The following is a 17,235-nucleotide window of genomic DNA, read 5'->3' as shown; positions in this document are numbered from 1 at the left end:
CGGCGCCCGGCGGGTGTCAGGCCACGGGCACGACGAGCGGCGGGACGGTCCGCTGCATCCGCAGGGCGTCGACGGACTCGGCGAGCAGTTCGTACTCGGTGGTGTCGTCACCGGCCGCGATCCGCACCAGCCGCCCTGCGGCCAACTGTTCGGCGACCAGGTCCTGTTGGCCGTCGTCGGCGCACCAGGAGCGCAGCAGCGCGGGGACGTCGGCCACGGTGTCCGCGACGGGGACGAGGGCGCCGGGCGGGAAGGCGGGGGCCTCGGGGCTGGGGTCGAGCCGCTCGGCGATCCACGAGGCGCGGTCCCGCAGCCACCACAGGGCGAGGGCCAGGGTCGGCGCGCGGTAGGTGCCGAGCGGGACGCCGATGCGCCGCCCCTCGCACGTGCCGTATCCGGTGACGTGGCACAGGAATTCGTCGTGCACCCTTCACTCCCCCGTCGCCTCGCTGGTGTGCCGGCCGACCCTCGCTCTCCGTGCGGCTGTTGTGCGGTGAAGTGCCTCTGGCGTTCGAGTATCGCCACTGCTGAAACAGTGTCACCATGACTTTCCGGCCAGTCTCTTGGCATATTCACCGCCCTTTTCGGCCGTAATGCCCGGGGCGCAGGGCCGTCCCGGCATGACCTGGGAGGTAATCGACCCGCCCCACGGCCGTCCGGCATGGTGGTCACACCGGATCGACGGAACCCCGGATCCGGCTCCCGACCAGCAGTGACGACCTCGATGGAGGCTGATTCGCCATGTCCGTGAACACCGACCGTTACGAGAGCGCCGTGGCCCGTTACTTCGAGGCCTGGAACGCCACCGAGCCGGAGGCCCTGACGAAGGCGGTCGCCGCGGCCTGGGCCGCCGACGGCGGCTACACCGACCCGCTCGCCGAAGTGCGAGGGCACGCGGAGATCGCCGCGGTGATCGCGGCGGCACACGCTCAGTTCCCCGGCTTCTCCTTCCGTCCGCTCGGCACCGTGGACGGGCACCACGACACCGCCCGCTTCGCCTGGGAGCTGGTGAACGAGGCGGACGGTACGGCGCCGGTGGCCGGCTTCGACGTGATCACCCTGGACGGGGAGGGCCGCATCCGGCAGGTCCTCGGCTTCCTGGACCGGGTGCCCGCCGGGGCCTGAGCCCGGGCCGACCGCCCGCGTCAGGCGGCCGTGGCAGGCGACCGGTCAGGCGGGCGTGTCAGCCGCCCAGCGCCGCGTCGATCCGCTCCAGTTCCTCCTTCTCGAAGTCCAGGTTGCGGATCGCACCGACGCTGTCCTCCAGCTGCCGCGCGCTGCTCGCGCCGACCAGCGCGGAGGTGACCCGGCCGCCGCGCAGCACCCACGCCAGGGCGAGCTGGGCGAGGGTCTGGCCGCGGGACCCGGCGATCTCGTGGAGGGCGCGCAACCGGCCGACGAGGTCCTCGGTCACCGCGTCCGAGTCCAGGAAGGGGCTGTCGCTCGCGGCCCGCGAGTCCTCGGGGATGCCGTCGAGGTAGCGGCCGGTGAGCAGGCCCTGCTCCAGCGGGGAGTAGACGATGGAGCCGACCTGGAGGTCGTCCAGGGTGTCCAGCAGGCCCTCGCTCTCGGGCCGGCGGTCCAACATCGAGTACCGCGGCTGGTGGATGAGCAGCGGGGTGCCCAGCTCGCCGAGGATGCCGGCGGCGTCGCGGGTCTGCTGGGCCGAGTAGTTGGAGAGGCCGACGTAGAGCGCCTTGCCCTGCTGGACCGCCGTGTGCAGGGCGCCCATCGTCTCCTCCAGCGGTGTCCGCGGATCGGGGCGGTGGGAGTAGAAGACGTCCACGTACTCCAGGCCCATACGGGTCAGGCTCTGGTCGAGCGAGGACAGGACGTGCTTGCGCGAGCCCCATTCGCCGTACGGGCCGGACCACATCAGATAGCCGGCCTTGGTGGAGATCACCAGCTCATCGCGGTGGTGCGCGAAGTCCGTCCGCAGGGCGGCGCCGAGGGTGGTCTCGGCGGCGCCGGGCGGCGGGCCGTAGTTGTTGGCCAGGTCGAAGTGGGTGACGCCCAGGTCGAAGGCGCGGCGCAGGATGGCGCGCTGGGTCTGGACGGGCCGGTCCGGGCCGAAGTTGTGCCACAGGCCGAGCGACAGCGCGGGGAGCTTCAGTCCACTGCGTCCGGTGCGCCGGTAGGGCATCTCGGCGTAACGGTCGGGGTGTGCGGTGTACAACGCGTCTCCAGAGGGGTCGGCACACGGTCTTCCCGCTCCCGGGGTTCAGTTCGTCCCGGGAACCGCTCCCACTCTTCCCCTCCCGGCGGGCAGTGGTCCAACGGAAGAATCCGATGGAATTGTGCGGCTAGGCTTCTCAATCATGGAACTGCGCCATCTCCAGCACTTCGTCGCGGTCGCCGAGGACCAGCACTTCACCCGGGCCGCCGAACGCCTGATGGTGTCCCAGTCGGGCCTGTCGGCGTCCATCCGGGCACTGGAGCGCGAGCTGCGGGCGCCGCTGTTCGTGCGGACCACCCGCAGGGTGACGCTCACCGAGGCGGGCCGCGCGCTGCTGGGGGAGGCCGAGCGGATCCTGGCCCAGGTGCGCTCCGCGCACGAGGCGGTCGCCGCCGTGCAGGGGGTGCTGCGCGGCACGCTGGCGCTGGGCACCGAGCAGTGCATCGCCGGGGTGCACGTCGCCCGGCTGCTGGCGGCGTTCCGGGGCCGGCACCCGGACGTGGAGATCAGGCTGCGGCAGGCGGGGTCCGGGGCGCTGGCCGAGGAGGTCGCGGCCGGGCGGCTGGACCTGGCGTTCGCCTATCGCACCCAGGCGGACACCGACCAGTTGCGGTCGGTGGCGCTGACGAGCGAGCCGATGACGCTGCTGTGCCACCCGAATCACCGGCTGGCGTCCGCCGAGTCGGTGCTCGCGCCGGACGATCTGGCCGGGGAGGTGTTCGTCGACTTCCACCCCGACTGGGGCCCGCGCCGCACCACCGACGCCGCGTTCGGCCGGGCCGGGGTGCGGCGGACGGTCGCGCTGGAGGTCAACGACGTGCACAGTCTGCTGGACCTGGTCGACGAGAACCTAGGGATCGCCGTCGTACCCCGGCACTTCCGGCACAAGCGGCCATCCCTCACCGCGCTCCCACTGAAGTCGGCGGCCGAGGCGGCGTACGAGACGGTCGCCCTGCTGCCCCCGGAGGGGGCCACCAGCCCCGCGGCCCGCGCGCTGATCACGCTGCTGGAGACGGGGCTGATTCAGGACGCGTGAGCGCGGGCGATGCGCGATCGTGGACCCATGCATGCCAAGGACATCCTCATCGACGGCTACGACCGCATCCGGAAAGACGTCCACGCCGTCCTCGACGGCCTCGGACCGGACGAACTGCACCACCGCCCGGCCCCCGACGCCAACTCGGTCGCCTGGCTCGTCTGGCACCTCACCCGGGTGCAGGACGACCACCTCGCCGGCGCCTTCGACCTCGACCAGGTATGGCTCTCCCAGGGCTGGGAGAAGCGCTTCGGCCTCGACCTGCCCCGGCAGGACACCGGCTACGGGCACAGCTCCGCGAAGGTCGCGAAGGTGCGGGTGGAGTCGGCCGACCTGCTGGCCGGGTACTACGACGCCGTCCACGAGCAGAGCCTCGGGGCACTGCGCTCCCTCGCCGCCAAGGACCTGGAGCGGGTCGTCGACGAGCGCTGGGACCCGCCGGTCACGCTGGGGGTGCGCCTGGTGAGCGTCCTGTCCGACGACCTCCAGCACGTCGGACAGGCCGCCTACCTCAAGGGGCTCGCTCAGAGCGCGGCCGCGTAGCCCGGCAGCACGACGTCCTCGATCAGGGCCTTGCGCTCGTCGAACGGGAGGAACGCGCTCTTGACGGCGTTCACCGTGACCGTGCGCAGGTCCTCGACGCTCCAGCCGGCCTCCTCGACCAGCAGGGACATCTCCCGGGTCATCGTCGTCCCCGACACCAGGCGGTTGTCGGTGTTGAGGGTGACCCGGAAGCCGAGGTCCTTCAGGGCCGTGATCGGGTGCTCGGCGATGGAGGTGGCGCAGCCGGTCTGCAGGTTGGAGGTGGGGCACATCTCCAGGGCGATCCGGCGGTCGCGCACCCAGGCGGCGAGCCGGCCGAGCTTGCCGTCGACGATGTCCTCGGTGAGCCGCACGCCGTGCCCGATGCGCTGGGCGCCGCACACCTGGAGGGCCTGGTGGATGCTGGGCAGGCCGTGCGCCTCCCCGGCGTGGATGGTGAACGGCACGCTCTCACGGCGCAGGTGCTCGAAGGCGGCCAGGTGGTCGGCGGGCGGGAAGCCGTCCTCGGCGCCGGCGATGTCGAAGCCGACGACGCCCGCGTCCCGGTAGGCGACGGCCAGTTCGGCGGCCTCGCCGACCCGGTCGAACATCCGCATCCCGCAGAGCAGGGTGCCGACCCGCACCGGGGTGCCCGCGGCGGCGGCCTTGGCCATGCCGGCGGCCAGGCCCTCCTGCACGGCCTCCACGACCTCGCCGAGCGAGAGCCCGCCGCGGGTGTTCAGCTCGGGCGCGTAACGCACCTCTGCGTAGACGACGCCGTCGGCGGCGAGGTCGAGGACGTACTCCTCGGCGACGCGCAGCAGGCCGGCGCGGGACTGCATGACGGCGAGGGTGTGCTCGAAGGTGGCTATGTAGCGGACGAGGTCGCCGGAGTTCGCGGCCTCGACGTACCAGGCGGCCAGCTCGGCGGGGTCCGTGGTGGGCAGCGTGTGGCCGACCTCGGCCGCCAGCTCGACGACGGTGGCGGGGCGCAGGCCGCCGTCGAGGTGGTCGTGCAGGACGGCCTTGGGGAGCCGGCGGATCACATCGGCTTCTACGCGCGTAGCAGTCATGGCGTGTCTGTCTTTCGTCGGGCTTTCGTGGAGCGGGTGGTTCGGAGCGGTGCGGCTCGGAGCGGTGCCGCTCGGGGCGGTGTGGCTCGGAGCGTGGGTGGTCCGGTACGGCGGGCGGGCTCAGTCGGCGGGCTGGAGCAGGTCCCAGCGGTTGCCGTACAGGTCCTGGAAGACGGCGACGATGCCGTACGGCTCGTGGCGCGGCTCTTCCAGGAAGGTGACGCCGGCGGCGGTCATCCGGGCGCGGTCGCGGGCGAAGTCGTCGGTGTGCAGGAAGAACCCGACCCGGCCGCCGGTCTGGTCCCCGACCCGGGCCCGCTGCTCCTCGCCCTTGGCACGGGCGAGCAGGAGCGCGGTGCCGCCGCCGTGGGCGCCGGCGCCCGGTTCCACGACCACCCAGCGGGAGCCGTCGGGGCGCGCGGTGTCCTCGGCCAGGCGGAACCCGAGGGCCTCGGTGTAATGACGGATCGCCGCGTCGTAGTCGTCGACGACGAGGGTGACCAGGGCGATACGTCTCATCGGGGCCTTCCGGGGAGGTGGTTAGCGGGAGAGGTTATACGTAAAACCCCGAGCGCGCCAGTCCTTGATGCGGAGGGGGTCGCAGGACATGCGCGCCGACAGTGCGGCGGGCGGTGTGACCGGCACCGGCGCCGTCAGGGGCGTTCTTCTCCCTGGGCGACCTCCACCCGGTGGTGGAATTCGGCCATTCCCGCCACAGAGGCCACGCACGAGACGGCGGTGCAGGCCAGGAGGAGCGCGGCGACCGTCCTGCCCGTGCGGCGCGGGACCCGGGGTGCCGCCAGGAGCGCCTGGACGCGGCGCGGGACGGGCCCGGAGGTCGCGGCGGCGGCGAAGCCGGGGCGGTCCGAGCCGGCTGCCCCGCCGGCTGCCTGGCCGGCGAGGGCGGCGCGGGCGATGGCGCGGGCGGTCAGGCGGCGGTCGCCGACGGCCCCGGCGGCGGCCTCGTCGGCGGCTCGCTCGACGGCCAGCCGGATGGTCTCGCGCACCGAGCGCAGCGCGGGGTGGCAGTGGGCGGCGAGTTCGGCGGCGGCGAGGAAGTAGTGGTGGCCGCCCGCGTTGTGCGCCCGCTCGTGGGCGAACAGCACTTCCCGTTCCGGACCGTCCAGGCTGCGCAGCATGGCGGTGGTGACGACGATGCGGTGCGGGCGTCCGGGCAGCGCGTACGCGTCCGGGCGCGGCGAGTCCACCACACAGAGGTCGCCCGCGGCGGGCCCGCGCCCGGCCTGGCTGCGGGCCGCGCGGAAGGCGCGGGTCTGGTGCAGGACGGAGCGGACCAGGGTCCAGCCGCACACGGCCAGCGCGCCGACGGAGGTCGCGGCGGCCGGGACGACGAAGACGTCGGAGGCGGTGCGCAGCGGGTGGACCAGCTCTCCGAACGCGGCGAACAGCGGCAGCTTGAGCAGCCCGTTGAGGACGAAGGCGCCGAGCGCGGCCAGCGAGCAGCCGGCGAGGACGACCGCGGAGCAGGTGATCACCCACAGGGCGACGGCGGGCGCGAGCCGGTCCAGGGCGCGACGGGCGAGCCCCGGGAGCGCACAGGGCAGCAGGAGCGGCAGCAGGAGCAGGGCGGTCATCACTCGGCGGCTTCGAGGAGGTCGCGCAGGATGCGCTCGTCGTCGGGGCTGAGCTGGGCGACGAAGCGGGCGAGGACGGTCTCGCGGTCGGTGTCGCGGTCCAGTTCGCTGTGCATGCGGCGGGCGGTGAGGCCGTGCGCGTCCTGGACGGGGACGTAGGCGTACCCGCGGCCCTGGCGCTGCCGGCGGACGACGCCCTTGTCGTGCAGCCGGGTCAGGATGGTCGTCACCGTCGTACGGGCGAGGCCGGCGCCGAGGGTCAGCTGGACCTGGCCGGGCGTCTGGGGCGCACCGGCGGCCCAGAGCGCGGCCATGACGCTCGCTTCGAGTTCACCGGCCGGCCGGCGTTCGTCCTTGGCGTCGGTCATGGGAAGGTTCCTCACCCCGTGTTCGTGCGCGGTCCGGAACACTGTCTACGCGATTGTAGTCAGCGCACGGTCGCACGGCTGTGCGCCCGCCTGCCCATTATGAGAGGGGCTGCCGGCGGGGCCGAAGGATCGGGTGCCGCGGGGCTCCCCGCACCGTGTCCGTCAGGCCGGCCCGGCCACCCTCTCCCGCGCCTGGGGAGAACGTACGGCCTGACGCAGGAGTACGGCTTTCGCCGGCGTACGGCCCTCCCCGCGCCGGCCTGGCGGCGGGCGAGCGCGGTGCGCGGGGGCGGCGGAGCCGCTTGCCGCGCCGGGCTGTGGCCGCGGCGCACGCGGGCCGCCCGCGCCCGCCGAACCGGCCCGCGCGGGCACCCAGCTCCTTCTTTCCCTGGTCCTGTTCAGCGCGGGCCTCCAGGCGCCGCTTTCCGCACCGGGCCGGCTGGTGCGGCGCCTGGCCGTGATGCGCGCCGGGGACGGCGGCCCGAGTGTGACGGCGCCGTCGCCGCGCGTGCCGGGCGGAGGCGGGTTCCCGCCGGGCCGGCCCTGCGGGCGGCGGCGCGGGGTCAGGCGTTGCCGGCGCGGACTGCGTTCAGGCGGTTCAGGTCGTCCGCCGTGAGGTGCAGGGCGCCCGCGGCGACGTTCTCCGCGAGGTGGCCCGGGTCGCCGGTGCCGGGGATGGCCAGGACGTGGGGGCCCTGGTGCAGTATCCACGCGATGCGGACCTGGGCGGGGCTCACTCCGTGGGCGCGGGCTACGGACAGCACCTCCTCGTCCTGGCGGGCCTCGGCCGCGCCGCGCTCTCCGCCCTCGCCGGCCACGGTGTAGTAGGGCACGAAGGCGATGCCCCGCTCGCCGCACATCCGCAGCAGTTCCTGGCCCTCGGGGTAGGGGGCGTCGAGTCCGTAGCGGTTCTGCACGGACACCACCGGCGCGATCCGCAGGGCCTCGGTGAGGTGCTGCGGGTGCACCGCGGAGATCCCCAGGTGGCGGATCAGCCCGGCCTCGCGCAACTCGGCGAGTGCGCCGAAGTGTTCGGCGATGGAGGCCTGGTTCATCCGGCGCAGGTAGACCAGGTCGAGGTGGTCGCGGCCGAGCTGGCGCAGGTTCTCCTCGACGTGGCCGCGCAGCTGGTCCGGCCGGGCGGCGGTGGCCCACTCACCGGACCAGTCGCGGAAGGGGCCGACCTTGGTCGCGATGACCAGGTGGTCGGCGTACGGGGCGAGGGCGGCGTTGATCAGTTCGTTGGCGGACCGCAGGGCGGAGAAGTAGAAGGCGGCGGTGTCGATGTGGTTCACGCCGAGTTCCACGGCCCGGCGCAGCACGCCGAGTGAGCGATCGCGGTCGCTCGGGGTGCCCAGATGGAACGCGGCGCTGCCCGTCAGCCGCATCGCGCCGAGGCCGAGGCGGTGGACGGGCAGATCTCCGAGCGTGACGGTACCGGAGGCTTCAGCATTGATCGTTTCAGTGGGCATCGGCGGAGTATCGCACAAGCCTTCGCCAGGGACGGTCAGTTGAGCGGCTTGGCCAGGACCGCCTTGCGGTGGCTGAAGGTGTCGAGGGAGTAGCGGCCGTGGTAGCTGCCCATGCCGCTCTCCCCCACCCCGCCGAACGGCAGGTCGGAGACGGTGAGATGGGCCAGCGGCAGTCCGTGGCCGAGGCCGCCGGAGGAGGTCTCGGCGGCGATGCGCGCCCGGGTCTCCTCGGAGTCGGAGAAGACGTACAGCGCGAGCGGCTTGTCACGGTCGTTGATGAAGTCGATGGCCGCGTCGAGTCCGGACACGGTGACGATGGGCAGGATCGGTCCGAAGATCTCCTCCCGCATCACCGGCGAGGCGGGGTCGACGTCCGCGAGCACGGTCGGCGCGAGGTACCTGGCCGTACGGTCGCTGCCCCCGCCGATCACGACGCGGCCCGAGCCGAGCAGCGCGCCGAGCCGGTCGAAGTGCCGCTCGTTGACGATCCGGCCGTACTCGGGCGAGGCCGCGGGATCGGTGCCGTACACGGCCTCGACCGCCCGGACCAGCGCAACCTCCAGCGCCGGGGCGGTCTCCGGGTCGGTGAGGACGTAGTCGGGGGCCACGCAGGTCTGGCCCGCGTTGAGGAACTTGCCCCGCGCCAAACGGTCCGCGACGACGTCCAGGTCGGTGCCCCGGTCCACGAACACCGGGGACTTGCCGCCGAGTTCGAGGGTGACGGGGGTGAGGTGCTCGGCGGCGGCACGCATCACGACACGGCCGACCGTGCCGTTGCCGGTGTAGAAGACGTGGTCGAAGCGCTCGGCGAGCAGGGCCGTGGTCTCCGGTACGCCACCCTCGACGACGGCGACCGCGTCGATGTCGAGGTAGGACGGGATCAGCCGGGCCAGGGCGGCCGAGGTGGCCGGGGCCAGCTCGCTCGGCTTGGCGACGACGGTGTTGCCGGAGGCGAGCGCGCCGACCACGGGCGCGAGCAGCAGCTGGGCCGGGTAGTTCCAGGGGGCGATGACGAGGACGACGCCGAGGGGGTCGTACTGCGTCCAGGCCGTCGCGTCGGCCCCGAGGTGGGCCGGGACCGGGGCGGGCTCGGGGCGCAGCCACTCCTCCAGGTGGTCCAGGGTGTGGTCGATCTCCCGGACCGTGAAGCCGATCTCGGTGCGCTGCGCCTCGGTGCCGCTCTTGCCCAGGTCTTCGTGGAGGGCGGCGGCGAGGTCGGCGCCGTTCTCCGTGAGCATCGCGCGCAGGCGTCGCAGCTGGCCGGTGCGCCACTCGACGGGCTTGGTGCGCCCGGTACGGAAGGTGGCGCGCAGCCGGGCCACGATGTCGGCGGGCTGCTCGGAGGTGTGCTGCTGGTTCACGGGTGCCTCGCTGGGGTTGCCGGGCCGGGTCGGCCCGGGCGCTGGGTTCTCGAAGGGTCGGGCATGACGGATGTAAATGCCAACCTTTCAGGTTCCCAAGTGATTCCGGGCGTGGCGAGGGTCACGTATCCACGGGGCGGCCGAGTTCCCGGAGGCGCCGCTGGAGGTAGCCGCGTTCGGCGTCGCTGTCGGCGAGTTCGGCGGCCCGCGCGTACTCCTTGGCCGACTCCGTGCGCCGGTCCAGGCGCCGCAGCAGGTCGGCGCGGACGGCGTGCAGCACGTGGTAGCCGTCGAGGTCGAGGGCGTCGACGAGGTCCAGCGCCGGGCCGGGTCCCGTCACCTCGGCGACGGCCACCGCCCGGTTCAGCGCGACGACCGGAGACGGGGCGACGGCCGTCAACTGGTCGTAAAGCCGCAGGATCTGCCCCCAGTCGGTGGCGGCGGCGGTCGGCGCGTCGCTGTGCACGGCGTTGATCGCGGCCTGGATCTGGTAAGGCCCCGGCCGGTCGCGGCGCAGGCAGCGGCGGACCAGTTCCTGACCCTCGGCGATGTGCTCGCGGTCCCACCGGCCGCGGTCCTGCTCGGGCAGCGGCACGAGGACGCCGTCGGCGCCGTACCGGGCCGGCCGCCGGGCCTCGGTCAGCAGCATCAACGCGAGCAGGCCGGTGACCTCCGGTTCGTCCGGCATCAGCTCCGCGAGCAGCCGGCCGAGACGCAGGGCCTCCTCGCACAGAGCGGGATCGCCGCCGTAGCCCTCGTTGAAGACGAGGTAGACGACGGCCAGGACGCCGGCGAGCCGGTCGGGCAGATCGGCGTCGCGCGGCACCCGGTAGGGGATGCCCGCGTCGCGGATCTTGGCCTTGGCGCGGACCAGGCGCTGGGCGAGGGTGGGTTCGGGGACCAGGAAGGCGCGGGCGATCCGTTCGGTGCTCAGCCCGCCGAGCAGGCGCAGGGTGAGGGCCACCCGGGCCTGTGGGGCGAGCGCGGGGTGGCAGCAGGTGAAGATCAGGCGGAGCCGGTCGTCGCGCACGGGGCCCTCCTCGGGCGGGGCGCCGGGGGTGTGCAGCAGGGCGGCCTCGGCGTGCCGGGCGTCGCGGGTGGCCTCGCGGCGCAGCCGGTCGATCGCGCGGTTGCGGGCGGTGGTGATGATCCACCCGGCCGGGCTCGGCGGCACGCCGGTGTCCGGCCAGGTGCGCACGGCGGTGGTGAAGGCGTCCTGGACCGCTTCCTCGGCGAGGTCGATGTCGCCGAGGAAGCGGACGAGGACGGAGACCGCGCGCCCGTACTCGGCGCGGAAGACGGCCTCGACGTCGGGGGCCGGGTCCATCAGTGTTCGTCCACGAAGGCCCGCACCTCGATCGGGAGGGTCGTGGCGAGGGCGGCCTTGCGGCCCCAGGCCAGCGCCTCGTCGAGGTCGGCGGCCCGGATCAGGCAGAGACCGCCCAGGTACTCCTTGCCCTCGGCGTACGGTCCGTCGGTGATGAGCACGTCGCCGTCCTTGGGCCGCAGCAGGGTGGCGGTGTCCGGACCGTGCAGGCCGCCGGCGAAGACCCAGGCGCCGGCGTCGCGCAGTTCGTCGTTGAAGGCCCGGACGTCGCGCATGATCGCTTCCAACTCGTCGGGGGCGGGGGGCTGCGCGCCGGCCGGCTGGACCACGCTGAGCAGGTAGTGCTTCATGACGTCCTCCTGGTGTTTTCAGTGTGCCGGGACTGTGTGCGCCGGGCCGTGTGCGCCGGGGCTGTGTGCTCCGGGGCTGGTAGTCACCTCCTACACGAACGGCTCCACGCCGGATCGACACCGCGCCCGGGAAATCTTCGCGAGGGCTGCCACGGGTGCCCGTCGGGTTCGGCCCCGAGCTCTACACATAAAGAAGAAATAAGAGCAGAATGGATGGTAAGCGGCGCTTACCGCATACCGCACCGAACACGCGGTCAGGCCTGCCAGTCAAAGGAGACGAGTCATGGCCAACGTCTCGCACAGGGGCGATATCAGCAGCCACCCCGATGTCTCCGAGATGCGGGAGCGCTACGCCCGCATGCTCGGCGGCCGTGATGTGGCACTCGTGGACGGGCCGGTGTTCCTGCTCGGCCTGTACTGCGCGGCCTCACCGTGGATCGTGCACTACACGGCGAGCCAGCCGCCCCTCGTGGTCCACAACCTGATCATGGGCATCGCGATCGGCCTGCTGGCGCTGGGGTTCACCACGGCACCCGCGCGGATGTACGGCCTCAGCTGGGCGATGTGCGCCCTGGGCGTCTGGATGATCATCGCGCCCTGGATCGTGGGCAGCAGCCCGGACACGGGCGTGATCGTCAACAACATCGTCATCGGCGCGCTGGCCGTCGTCCTCGGGGCGCTGTGCGCCGGTGCGTCCGCGAGGAGCGCCGCGCGGCCGTAGGGACGGCGGCACGAGGAGAGCCGCAGGAACGGCGACACGCGAAAGGGAAGGGCACGAGGAACGGGAGGCCGGCCCGCCTGTGCGGGCCGGCCTCCGGCGTGTCCACGCGTCCGCGCGCTCAGTTCCGGGGCATCCGCCACGGCGCCTGCGGGAGGGTCCGGCCGGTCTCCAGCAGCGTCTTGAGGTTGGACAGGACGGCGGGCCACCCGGACGCGGCGACCTCGTACTCGTCCTCGCCACTCAGCTCCGCGTGGGTGACGGTCAGCCGGACGACGTCCTCGTACGGCCGGATCTCGAAGGTCACCCGCGAATGCCGGTCCTCGCCCTCCGCCCGGCCGGGCGGGGCCCACGTGGTCACCAGCCGGGCCGGCGGTGTGCTCTCGACGACGCTGCCGACCACGTCGGCGACGCGCGAGCCGTCGGCCCGGACGTGTTCCCAGCGCGAGCCCGGCCGCCAGTCGGAGACGTTGCGGTGCCCCCAGTAGGCGGCCGTCAGATCGGCGTCGGTGAGCGCGGCCCAGACCCGCTCAACGCTGCTCGCGATGTAGGTGACGTACACGAAACTCGGTTCGTCGGTCATGGCCCGCCTCGGCTCGCTCACTTCAGGTCGTCCCGTGTTCGCGCGGTGGAACGCGGGACAGTTCAACGATGCGTGCTCCTCGCTCCCTCCGCACCACCGCCGTCGCCGCCGGCCGGTGCGGGACGCGGCGCGTGCACGGTGAACGAGATCCACAGGTCCGGGGGCAGCTCCGGGCGGTCGGGTACCGGGCGGGCCTCGTGGGTCCAGGTGTCCCCGGCCAGGTCCTGGGCGACCCGGGGCCAGAACCGGACGGCGGCCGGGTTGTCGTGCTGGTAGGCGATCGTCCAGGGACCCGGGTGCCGGGTCAGCACCTCGCGGGCGGCCCGGAGTCCGAGACCCGACCCGCGGGCCCCCCGGACGACGAAGAAGCTGTTCAGCACGCGGACCGGGGCGTCCAGCGCACGTACGAAGGCGAACCCGGCGGGGCTGTCGCCGCGGGTGAACAGGTACGGCGCCCAGCCCGGCCCGGTGAAGGCGTGGCCGACGCGTTCGCTGCGGAACGTGCCGTCGGCCGCGGGGAGCACGCCGCGGAACTCGGACAGGTCGTGGCGGAACAGCGGCCACAGCCGCTCCACGGTGGGCCGGTCCGCGGCGGTCGCGGGGCGGACACGGACGTCAGGATGGTGGGTCTCGGTCATGAACGAAAGCCTCCCCGGCGGACACTGGTCCGGACCGGGGAGGCTGACGACGACTGCCCTAACTCTACTACCTCCGGGGACGGTTGTGCCGCTCAGGTCCCCTGGGGCTGCGTGTCGGGGTCGTGCCCGCTCGGGCATGAAGATGACCGGGCCCCGCTGGCGGCCACCTACCGCACGGCCGATCTGCTCGGATCGGTGCGTGTCAGGATCTCCGGCTGGAACGCGCCGGAGCACACCCCCCCGGCGGGCTGACCCCCCGCCCACCGGGAGCAGGGAGGGTGGGCCGGGGGCGGCCCACCCTCCTCCCCGCTCAGCCGACGTCGAGTGCGGTGTCGTCGAGCACGAACGACGTCTGGAGCCTGGAGCCCTCGGTGCCGGTGAACTTCAGGGTGACGTTCTGCCCGGCGTAGCCGCTGAGGTCGAAGGCGTGCCGGGTGTACCCCGAGGCGGCGTTCAGGTTGGAGTAGGTCGCCAGGGTCTTCAGGACCGTGCCGGAGCTGTTGAGCACCTGGGCCTTCAGGGTGTCGTAAGCCGTGCTGGTGGAGGTCTCGGCGGTGTCGACGTGGAGGTAGAAGCCGAACGAGGCCGTCGAGCAGCCGGACGGGATCGTCACCGGCTGGGAGAGCGTGTCGGTGGTGGCGGTGCCGTAGCCGTCGAGCCAGGCGTAGTACGAGCCGGAACGGGGTGATTCGCCGCCGGCGCTGGTGATGACGCCGCTGGAGGCGCTCCAGGTGGTGTTGCCCGACTCGAAGCCGCTGTTGCCGAGGAGCTGGCCGGCGGTGCAGGTGCCGGTGCCGCCGCCCCCGCCTCCGCCGCCGGTGGTGCCCTCACCGGCCAGCCAGGCGGTGGCGTTGAGGGCAAGGGCGGCGTTGGTGGCGCCGGAGTCGTTCCAGCCGTCGTACAGGGTGTTGCCGGACTGGCCGGTGCCGTCGTCGATCGGTGAGCTGTCGCCCCAGAAGGCGACGCGGCCGCTGCCGTAGGTGCTGGTGAGGAAGAAGGCGCCGGTGTTGCCCGAGTAGCCCGAGCGGTACACCAGGCCCTTCACCCCGGAGTCGTCGGCCGGTTTGAGGGTGGCGGTGGTGCCGTTCGCGATGAGGCTCTTGGTGACGGTGCCGAAGGAGCCGTGGAGGACCGGGTCACTGCTGTCGCTGATCGCGGCGGGGTAGCCGGAGGCGATGTTGAGCGAGTCGATCGAGAAGCCGAACGGGTCGGTGGAGTCGACGCTGTTGTTCGTCATCAGGTCGTTGAGGACCTCGACGGCGTCCTCGCCGTCGTTGTTGCGGTCGGCTCCGGTGTGGTCGGAGATCATGAACAGTCCGCCGCCGTTCTTGACGAAGTTCATGATCGCGGTCTTCTCGGCGCCGGTGAACAGGGTGTTCGGCTCCGGGAGGACGAGGGTGTCGAAGTTCGACAGATCGGTCGAGGAGGAGCCGCCGTAGGAGAGGCTCGATCCGGACGGGAGGGTCTTCAGGCTGTAGTCGCCCGTCTTCTGCAGGGCGACGCCCCAGGACGAGAGGGCGCCGGTCCAGTCCGTCTCGGCCGACGGGGAGGAGTCCTGGCCGAGCGGGTCGGGCTGGCTGGTGGAGATGATCCAGTCCGCGTTGCCGGCCGTCTCGGCGTGGGCGTTGTCGAACAGGATCCGGTGGGTCGTGGCCGCGTGGGCCTCGGTGGTACCGGCGCCGAACTGGAGGGCCGCGGACGTGAGGAACAGTCCGAGACCGGCCAGGGCGGTGGTGAGTGTACGGGGGGATCTCCTGGATCCAAGCATCCGGCGAACCTCCATGAGGGGGTGGGGAGGGGCGGTGGGGACGCCCGCATCTGCGCGCGTAGAAATCGCTCGAGGGTTCTACACGCGTCGATTGATTGAAAGGTACATGGCATGACTGGGGGGTGAACAGAAAGTCCCGGCAATATGCGCGGCGGCGTGCTCGCGGACTCAGCGGGCACATGGCTCAGGGACGGAGCAGACCGCGCAGAGGGGTGGACATGGAGATATCGGGCATCATCAGTGCCGTCGTCATCGGCATCGTCATCGGTGTGCTGGGCCGCCTGGTCGTTCCCGGACGGCAGCACATCGGCATTCTGTGGACGATCGTGGTCGGCATCGTGGCGGCCTTCATCGGCTCGGCGATCGCCGGCGCCCTCGGGGTCGCCGACACCAAGGGGCCCGACTGGATCGAGTGGCTCATCCAGATCGCCCTGGCGGCGGTGGGCGTGGCCGCGCTGGACCGGTCCCGGGGGGCGCGGCGCTGACCGGTGGGTCAGGAGCCGGGGACGTACGGCGCCGACCCGTGCTCAGGGGCCGTAGACGTACGGCGTCGTGGTGGTCAGCGTGTGGAAGCCGAGGCGTTCCAGGATGGGGCGGCTCATCGGAGAGGCGTCGACCTGGAGAAAGTCGTAGCCCCGGGCGGCGGCGACGCGGGCGCGGTGGGTGACCAGGGCGCGGTACAGGCCCCGGCCCCGCCACGCCTCGACGGTGCCGCCGCCCCACAGTCCGGCGAAGTGAGTGCCGGGCACCAGTTCCATGCGGGCGGCGCTGACGGGTTCGTCCCCGGCGAGGGCGACGACGGCGACGACCGTGCCGGGGGCGGCGGCGAGCCGGGCGAGCAGCCGGTGGCGCAGCCGGGTGCCGTCCGTGCCGAAGGCCTTCTCGTGCACATCGACGACCCGGTCGACGCCGGCCGCGTCGGTGGCCTCGGCCAGACGGATGCCGGCCGGCGGCTCGGTGTCCAGGGCCAGGTCCGCGATCTCGCCGACCAGCAGCGTCTCCTCGGGCTCGGCGCGGAAGCCGGCGGCGGTGAGGCGCCGGCCGAGGTCGGCGGGCCGGTCGTGGCCGTAGACCTTCCATTCGAAGTCCGCCCGGCCCAGCGCGGTGAACCGGGCGATCTGTTCGTGGATCGCCCGGTCCGCGGTCGTCTCGTCCAGGCCGGACCAGAGGACCCCGTTCCAGCCCTGTGCGTCGGCGATCTGGCGTACGACCGCTCCGGCGCGCTCGACGCGGGCGCCGGGGCCGTCGGGCCGGGCGCCCCGGCGCATCTCGCGGTCGTAGCGCGCGAGTGTCTCTGCGTGGTTCATCGCGGGCCACTCCACCAGGCGTGACGGCGGGGGGCAACACGATTTCGGAGCCGGGGCGTCAGCCGAGTTCGAGGGTGGTGACGCCGAAGACGTGCTCCTGGGCGTGCTCGCGGACCGGGCCGGTGTACATGCGGGCCGTCTCGAACGAGGCGGTGAAGCCCGCCTCCTCGGCCAGGGCGGTACCCGCGGCGTTGGGCTCGGGGACGTCGATGGCGACCTCGCGGCCGGCCGCGTCGGCGGTGAGGGCGGCGAACAGGGCACGGGCGTCGTCGGCGGTGTCCGCGAGGAGCGGGCCGATGCGGAGGGTGTCGCGGCCGGGGCGGATCACGCCGTAGCCGGCGAGGCGGTCGCCGTCGTACCGGACGACGGCGCGATGACCGGGTCCGGTCAGCCACTCGGCGAGGAAGCGGGGGCGGTCGGCGGGGTGGCAGGCGCTGTCGTAGGCGGTGACGGCGGCCAGGTCGGCGGGGCCGGCGGGGCGGACGCCGGCCGGGACGGCGGCCTCGGCGGCGGTGCCGGTGAAGCGGACGGTGCGGTAGGCGAGTTCGAAGCCGGACTGACGGTAGTTGTCCTGCTGGGCGACGACGCCGTCCAGGCCGACGGTGCGGTTGCCGGCGTGGGCGAGGGCCGTCTTCCAGGTGGTGAGGCCGTGGCCGTGGCCGCGCAGGTCGGGGCGGACCAGGTAGCAGCCGAGGAAGGCGTAGTCGGTGCCGTAGGTGACGACGGAGATCGCCGAGACCGGCTCCCCGTCGATCCGGCCGAGGAAGAATCCGTCGGGGTCCTGGGCGAAGAAGGCGGCTCCGTCGGACACTCCGGGGTTCCACCCCTCCGCCGCCGCCCATCCGCTGATCACCGGCCAGTCGGCGAGGGTGGCCTGCGTGACGACGAGGTCCTGGGGGGCCGGGGAGGTCATCGGTTGCGCTCCGTTTCCGTGGCGGTCA

The 17,235-nt window shown here is 73.0% G+C and carries 20 protein-coding genes; 5 read left to right on the top strand and 15 right to left on the bottom strand.

Features of this window, described 5'->3' with window-relative positions; all coding sequences use genetic code 11:
• Nucleotides 1-16 precede the first annotated feature (16 nt).
• Nucleotides 17-427, bottom strand: a complete 411-nt coding sequence (locus tag ABZ854_RS28520; protein ID WP_361216104.1) for a hypothetical protein — start codon at nucleotides 425-427, stop codon at nucleotides 17-19.
• Nucleotides 428-741: 314 nt separating this feature from the next.
• Between ABZ854_RS28520 and ABZ854_RS28515 the strand changes: the two genes are divergently transcribed.
• Nucleotides 742-1,125 carry a nuclear transport factor 2 family protein gene (locus ABZ854_RS28515; RefSeq protein WP_361216101.1) on the top strand — a complete coding sequence of 128 codons (384 nt, stop codon included), beginning with the start codon at nucleotides 742-744 and terminating at the stop codon, nucleotides 1,123-1,125.
• Between the two features lie 58 nt (nucleotides 1,126-1,183).
• Here the strand turns inward: ABZ854_RS28515 and ABZ854_RS28510 are convergent, their stop codons facing one another.
• On the bottom strand, nucleotides 1,184-2,176 hold the full coding sequence (locus ABZ854_RS28510; protein WP_361216099.1) for an aldo/keto reductase: 993 nt from the start codon (nucleotides 2,174-2,176) through the stop codon (nucleotides 1,184-1,186).
• A 142-nt stretch (nucleotides 2,177-2,318) separates the two neighbouring features.
• Between ABZ854_RS28510 and ABZ854_RS28505 the strand changes: the two genes are divergently transcribed.
• Both ABZ854_RS28505 and ABZ854_RS28500 read left to right on the top strand, forming a co-directional pair.
• Nucleotides 2,319-3,212: a LysR substrate-binding domain-containing protein gene (locus tag ABZ854_RS28505; protein ID WP_361216096.1), complete on the top strand. Its 894-nt coding sequence runs from the start codon at nucleotides 2,319-2,321 to the stop codon at nucleotides 3,210-3,212.
• 27 nt (nucleotides 3,213-3,239) lie between these two features.
• On the top strand, nucleotides 3,240-3,755 hold the full coding sequence (locus tag ABZ854_RS28500) for a DinB family protein (protein ID WP_361216093.1): 516 nt from the start codon (nucleotides 3,240-3,242) through the stop codon (nucleotides 3,753-3,755).
• Here ABZ854_RS28500 and ABZ854_RS28495 read toward each other — a convergent pair.
• The 8 genes from ABZ854_RS28495 to ABZ854_RS28460 form a co-directional block, all read right to left on the bottom strand.
• Nucleotides 3,737-4,807, bottom strand: a complete 1,071-nt coding sequence (locus ABZ854_RS28495) for an adenosine deaminase (RefSeq protein WP_361216090.1) — start codon at nucleotides 4,805-4,807, stop codon at nucleotides 3,737-3,739. The genes ABZ854_RS28500 and ABZ854_RS28495 overlap by 19 nt on opposite strands.
• Nucleotides 4,808-4,927: 120 nt before the next feature.
• Nucleotides 4,928-5,326: a VOC family protein gene (locus tag ABZ854_RS28490; protein ID WP_361216087.1), complete on the bottom strand. Its 399-nt coding sequence runs from the start codon at nucleotides 5,324-5,326 to the stop codon at nucleotides 4,928-4,930.
• A gap of 134 nt (nucleotides 5,327-5,460) precedes the next feature.
• Entirely contained in the window at nucleotides 5,461-6,402 is a 942-nt protein-coding gene (locus tag ABZ854_RS28485; protein ID WP_361216084.1) for a M48 family metalloprotease, read from the bottom strand.
• Nucleotides 6,402-6,770, bottom strand: a complete 369-nt coding sequence (locus ABZ854_RS28480; protein WP_361216081.1) for a BlaI/MecI/CopY family transcriptional regulator — start codon at nucleotides 6,768-6,770, stop codon at nucleotides 6,402-6,404. Before ABZ854_RS28480 ends, ABZ854_RS28485 begins: the two co-directional genes overlap by 1 nt.
• A gap of 563 nt (nucleotides 6,771-7,333) precedes the next feature.
• Entirely contained in the window at nucleotides 7,334-8,242 is a 909-nt protein-coding gene (locus tag ABZ854_RS28475; protein ID WP_361216078.1) for an aldo/keto reductase, read from the bottom strand.
• A gap of 35 nt (nucleotides 8,243-8,277) precedes the next feature.
• The gene (locus ABZ854_RS28470; protein ID WP_361216075.1) at nucleotides 8,278-9,603 is read right to left on the bottom strand and encodes an aldehyde dehydrogenase family protein; all 1,326 of its coding nucleotides are present in this window, start codon (nucleotides 9,601-9,603) and stop codon (nucleotides 8,278-8,280) included.
• A 121-nt stretch (nucleotides 9,604-9,724) separates the two neighbouring features.
• Nucleotides 9,725-10,930 carry an RNA polymerase sigma factor gene (locus tag ABZ854_RS28465; protein WP_361216072.1) on the bottom strand — a complete coding sequence of 402 codons (1,206 nt, stop codon included), beginning with the start codon at nucleotides 10,928-10,930 and terminating at the stop codon, nucleotides 9,725-9,727.
• Nucleotides 10,930-11,280, bottom strand: coding sequence for a YciI family protein (locus ABZ854_RS28460; RefSeq protein ID WP_361216069.1), 351 nt, complete (start codon nucleotides 11,278-11,280; stop codon nucleotides 10,930-10,932). The genes ABZ854_RS28465 and ABZ854_RS28460 overlap by 1 nt, the downstream gene beginning before the upstream one ends.
• A 283-nt stretch (nucleotides 11,281-11,563) precedes the next feature.
• Between ABZ854_RS28460 and ABZ854_RS28455 the strand changes: the two genes are divergently transcribed.
• Nucleotides 11,564-12,001: an SPW repeat protein gene (locus ABZ854_RS28455; protein ID WP_361216066.1), complete on the top strand. Its 438-nt coding sequence runs from the start codon at nucleotides 11,564-11,566 to the stop codon at nucleotides 11,999-12,001.
• A gap of 118 nt (nucleotides 12,002-12,119) precedes the next feature.
• Here the strand turns inward: ABZ854_RS28455 and ABZ854_RS28450 are convergent, their stop codons facing one another.
• The 3 genes from ABZ854_RS28450 to ABZ854_RS28440 form a co-directional block, all read right to left on the bottom strand.
• On the bottom strand, nucleotides 12,120-12,581 hold the full coding sequence (locus ABZ854_RS28450; RefSeq protein ID WP_361216063.1) for an SRPBCC family protein: 462 nt from the start codon (nucleotides 12,579-12,581) through the stop codon (nucleotides 12,120-12,122).
• A gap of 62 nt (nucleotides 12,582-12,643) precedes the next feature.
• The gene (locus ABZ854_RS28445; protein ID WP_361216062.1) at nucleotides 12,644-13,219 is read right to left on the bottom strand and encodes a GNAT family N-acetyltransferase; all 576 of its coding nucleotides are present in this window, start codon (nucleotides 13,217-13,219) and stop codon (nucleotides 12,644-12,646) included.
• A gap of 310 nt (nucleotides 13,220-13,529) precedes the next feature.
• The gene (locus ABZ854_RS28440; RefSeq protein ID WP_361216059.1) at nucleotides 13,530-14,987 is read right to left on the bottom strand and encodes a hydrolase; all 1,458 of its coding nucleotides are present in this window, start codon (nucleotides 14,985-14,987) and stop codon (nucleotides 13,530-13,532) included.
• 218 nt (nucleotides 14,988-15,205) lie between these two features.
• Here ABZ854_RS28440 and ABZ854_RS28435 point away from each other — a divergent pair, with 218 nt between their 5' ends.
• A complete protein-coding gene (locus ABZ854_RS28435) occupies nucleotides 15,206-15,472 on the top strand; it encodes a GlsB/YeaQ/YmgE family stress response membrane protein (RefSeq protein ID WP_361216057.1) in 267 nt (88 codons plus the stop codon).
• Nucleotides 15,473-15,514: 42 nt separating this feature from the next.
• Here ABZ854_RS28435 and ABZ854_RS28430 read toward each other — a convergent pair whose 3' ends face one another.
• Both ABZ854_RS28430 and ABZ854_RS28425 read right to left on the bottom strand, forming a co-directional pair.
• The gene (locus ABZ854_RS28430) at nucleotides 15,515-16,294 is read right to left on the bottom strand and encodes a GNAT family N-acetyltransferase (RefSeq protein ID WP_361216054.1); all 780 of its coding nucleotides are present in this window, start codon (nucleotides 16,292-16,294) and stop codon (nucleotides 15,515-15,517) included.
• A 58-nt stretch (nucleotides 16,295-16,352) separates the two neighbouring features.
• Nucleotides 16,353-17,207 carry a GNAT family N-acetyltransferase gene (locus ABZ854_RS28425; protein WP_361216051.1) on the bottom strand — a complete coding sequence of 285 codons (855 nt, stop codon included), beginning with the start codon at nucleotides 17,205-17,207 and terminating at the stop codon, nucleotides 16,353-16,355.
• Nucleotides 17,208-17,235 lie beyond the last annotated feature (28 nt).

This window comes from Streptomyces sp. NPDC047028, assembly GCF_040644095.1.
Classification (GTDB): domain Bacteria; phylum Actinomycetota; class Actinomycetes; order Streptomycetales; family Streptomycetaceae; genus Streptomyces.
This window is presented reverse-complemented; position numbering and strand designations above follow the sequence as displayed.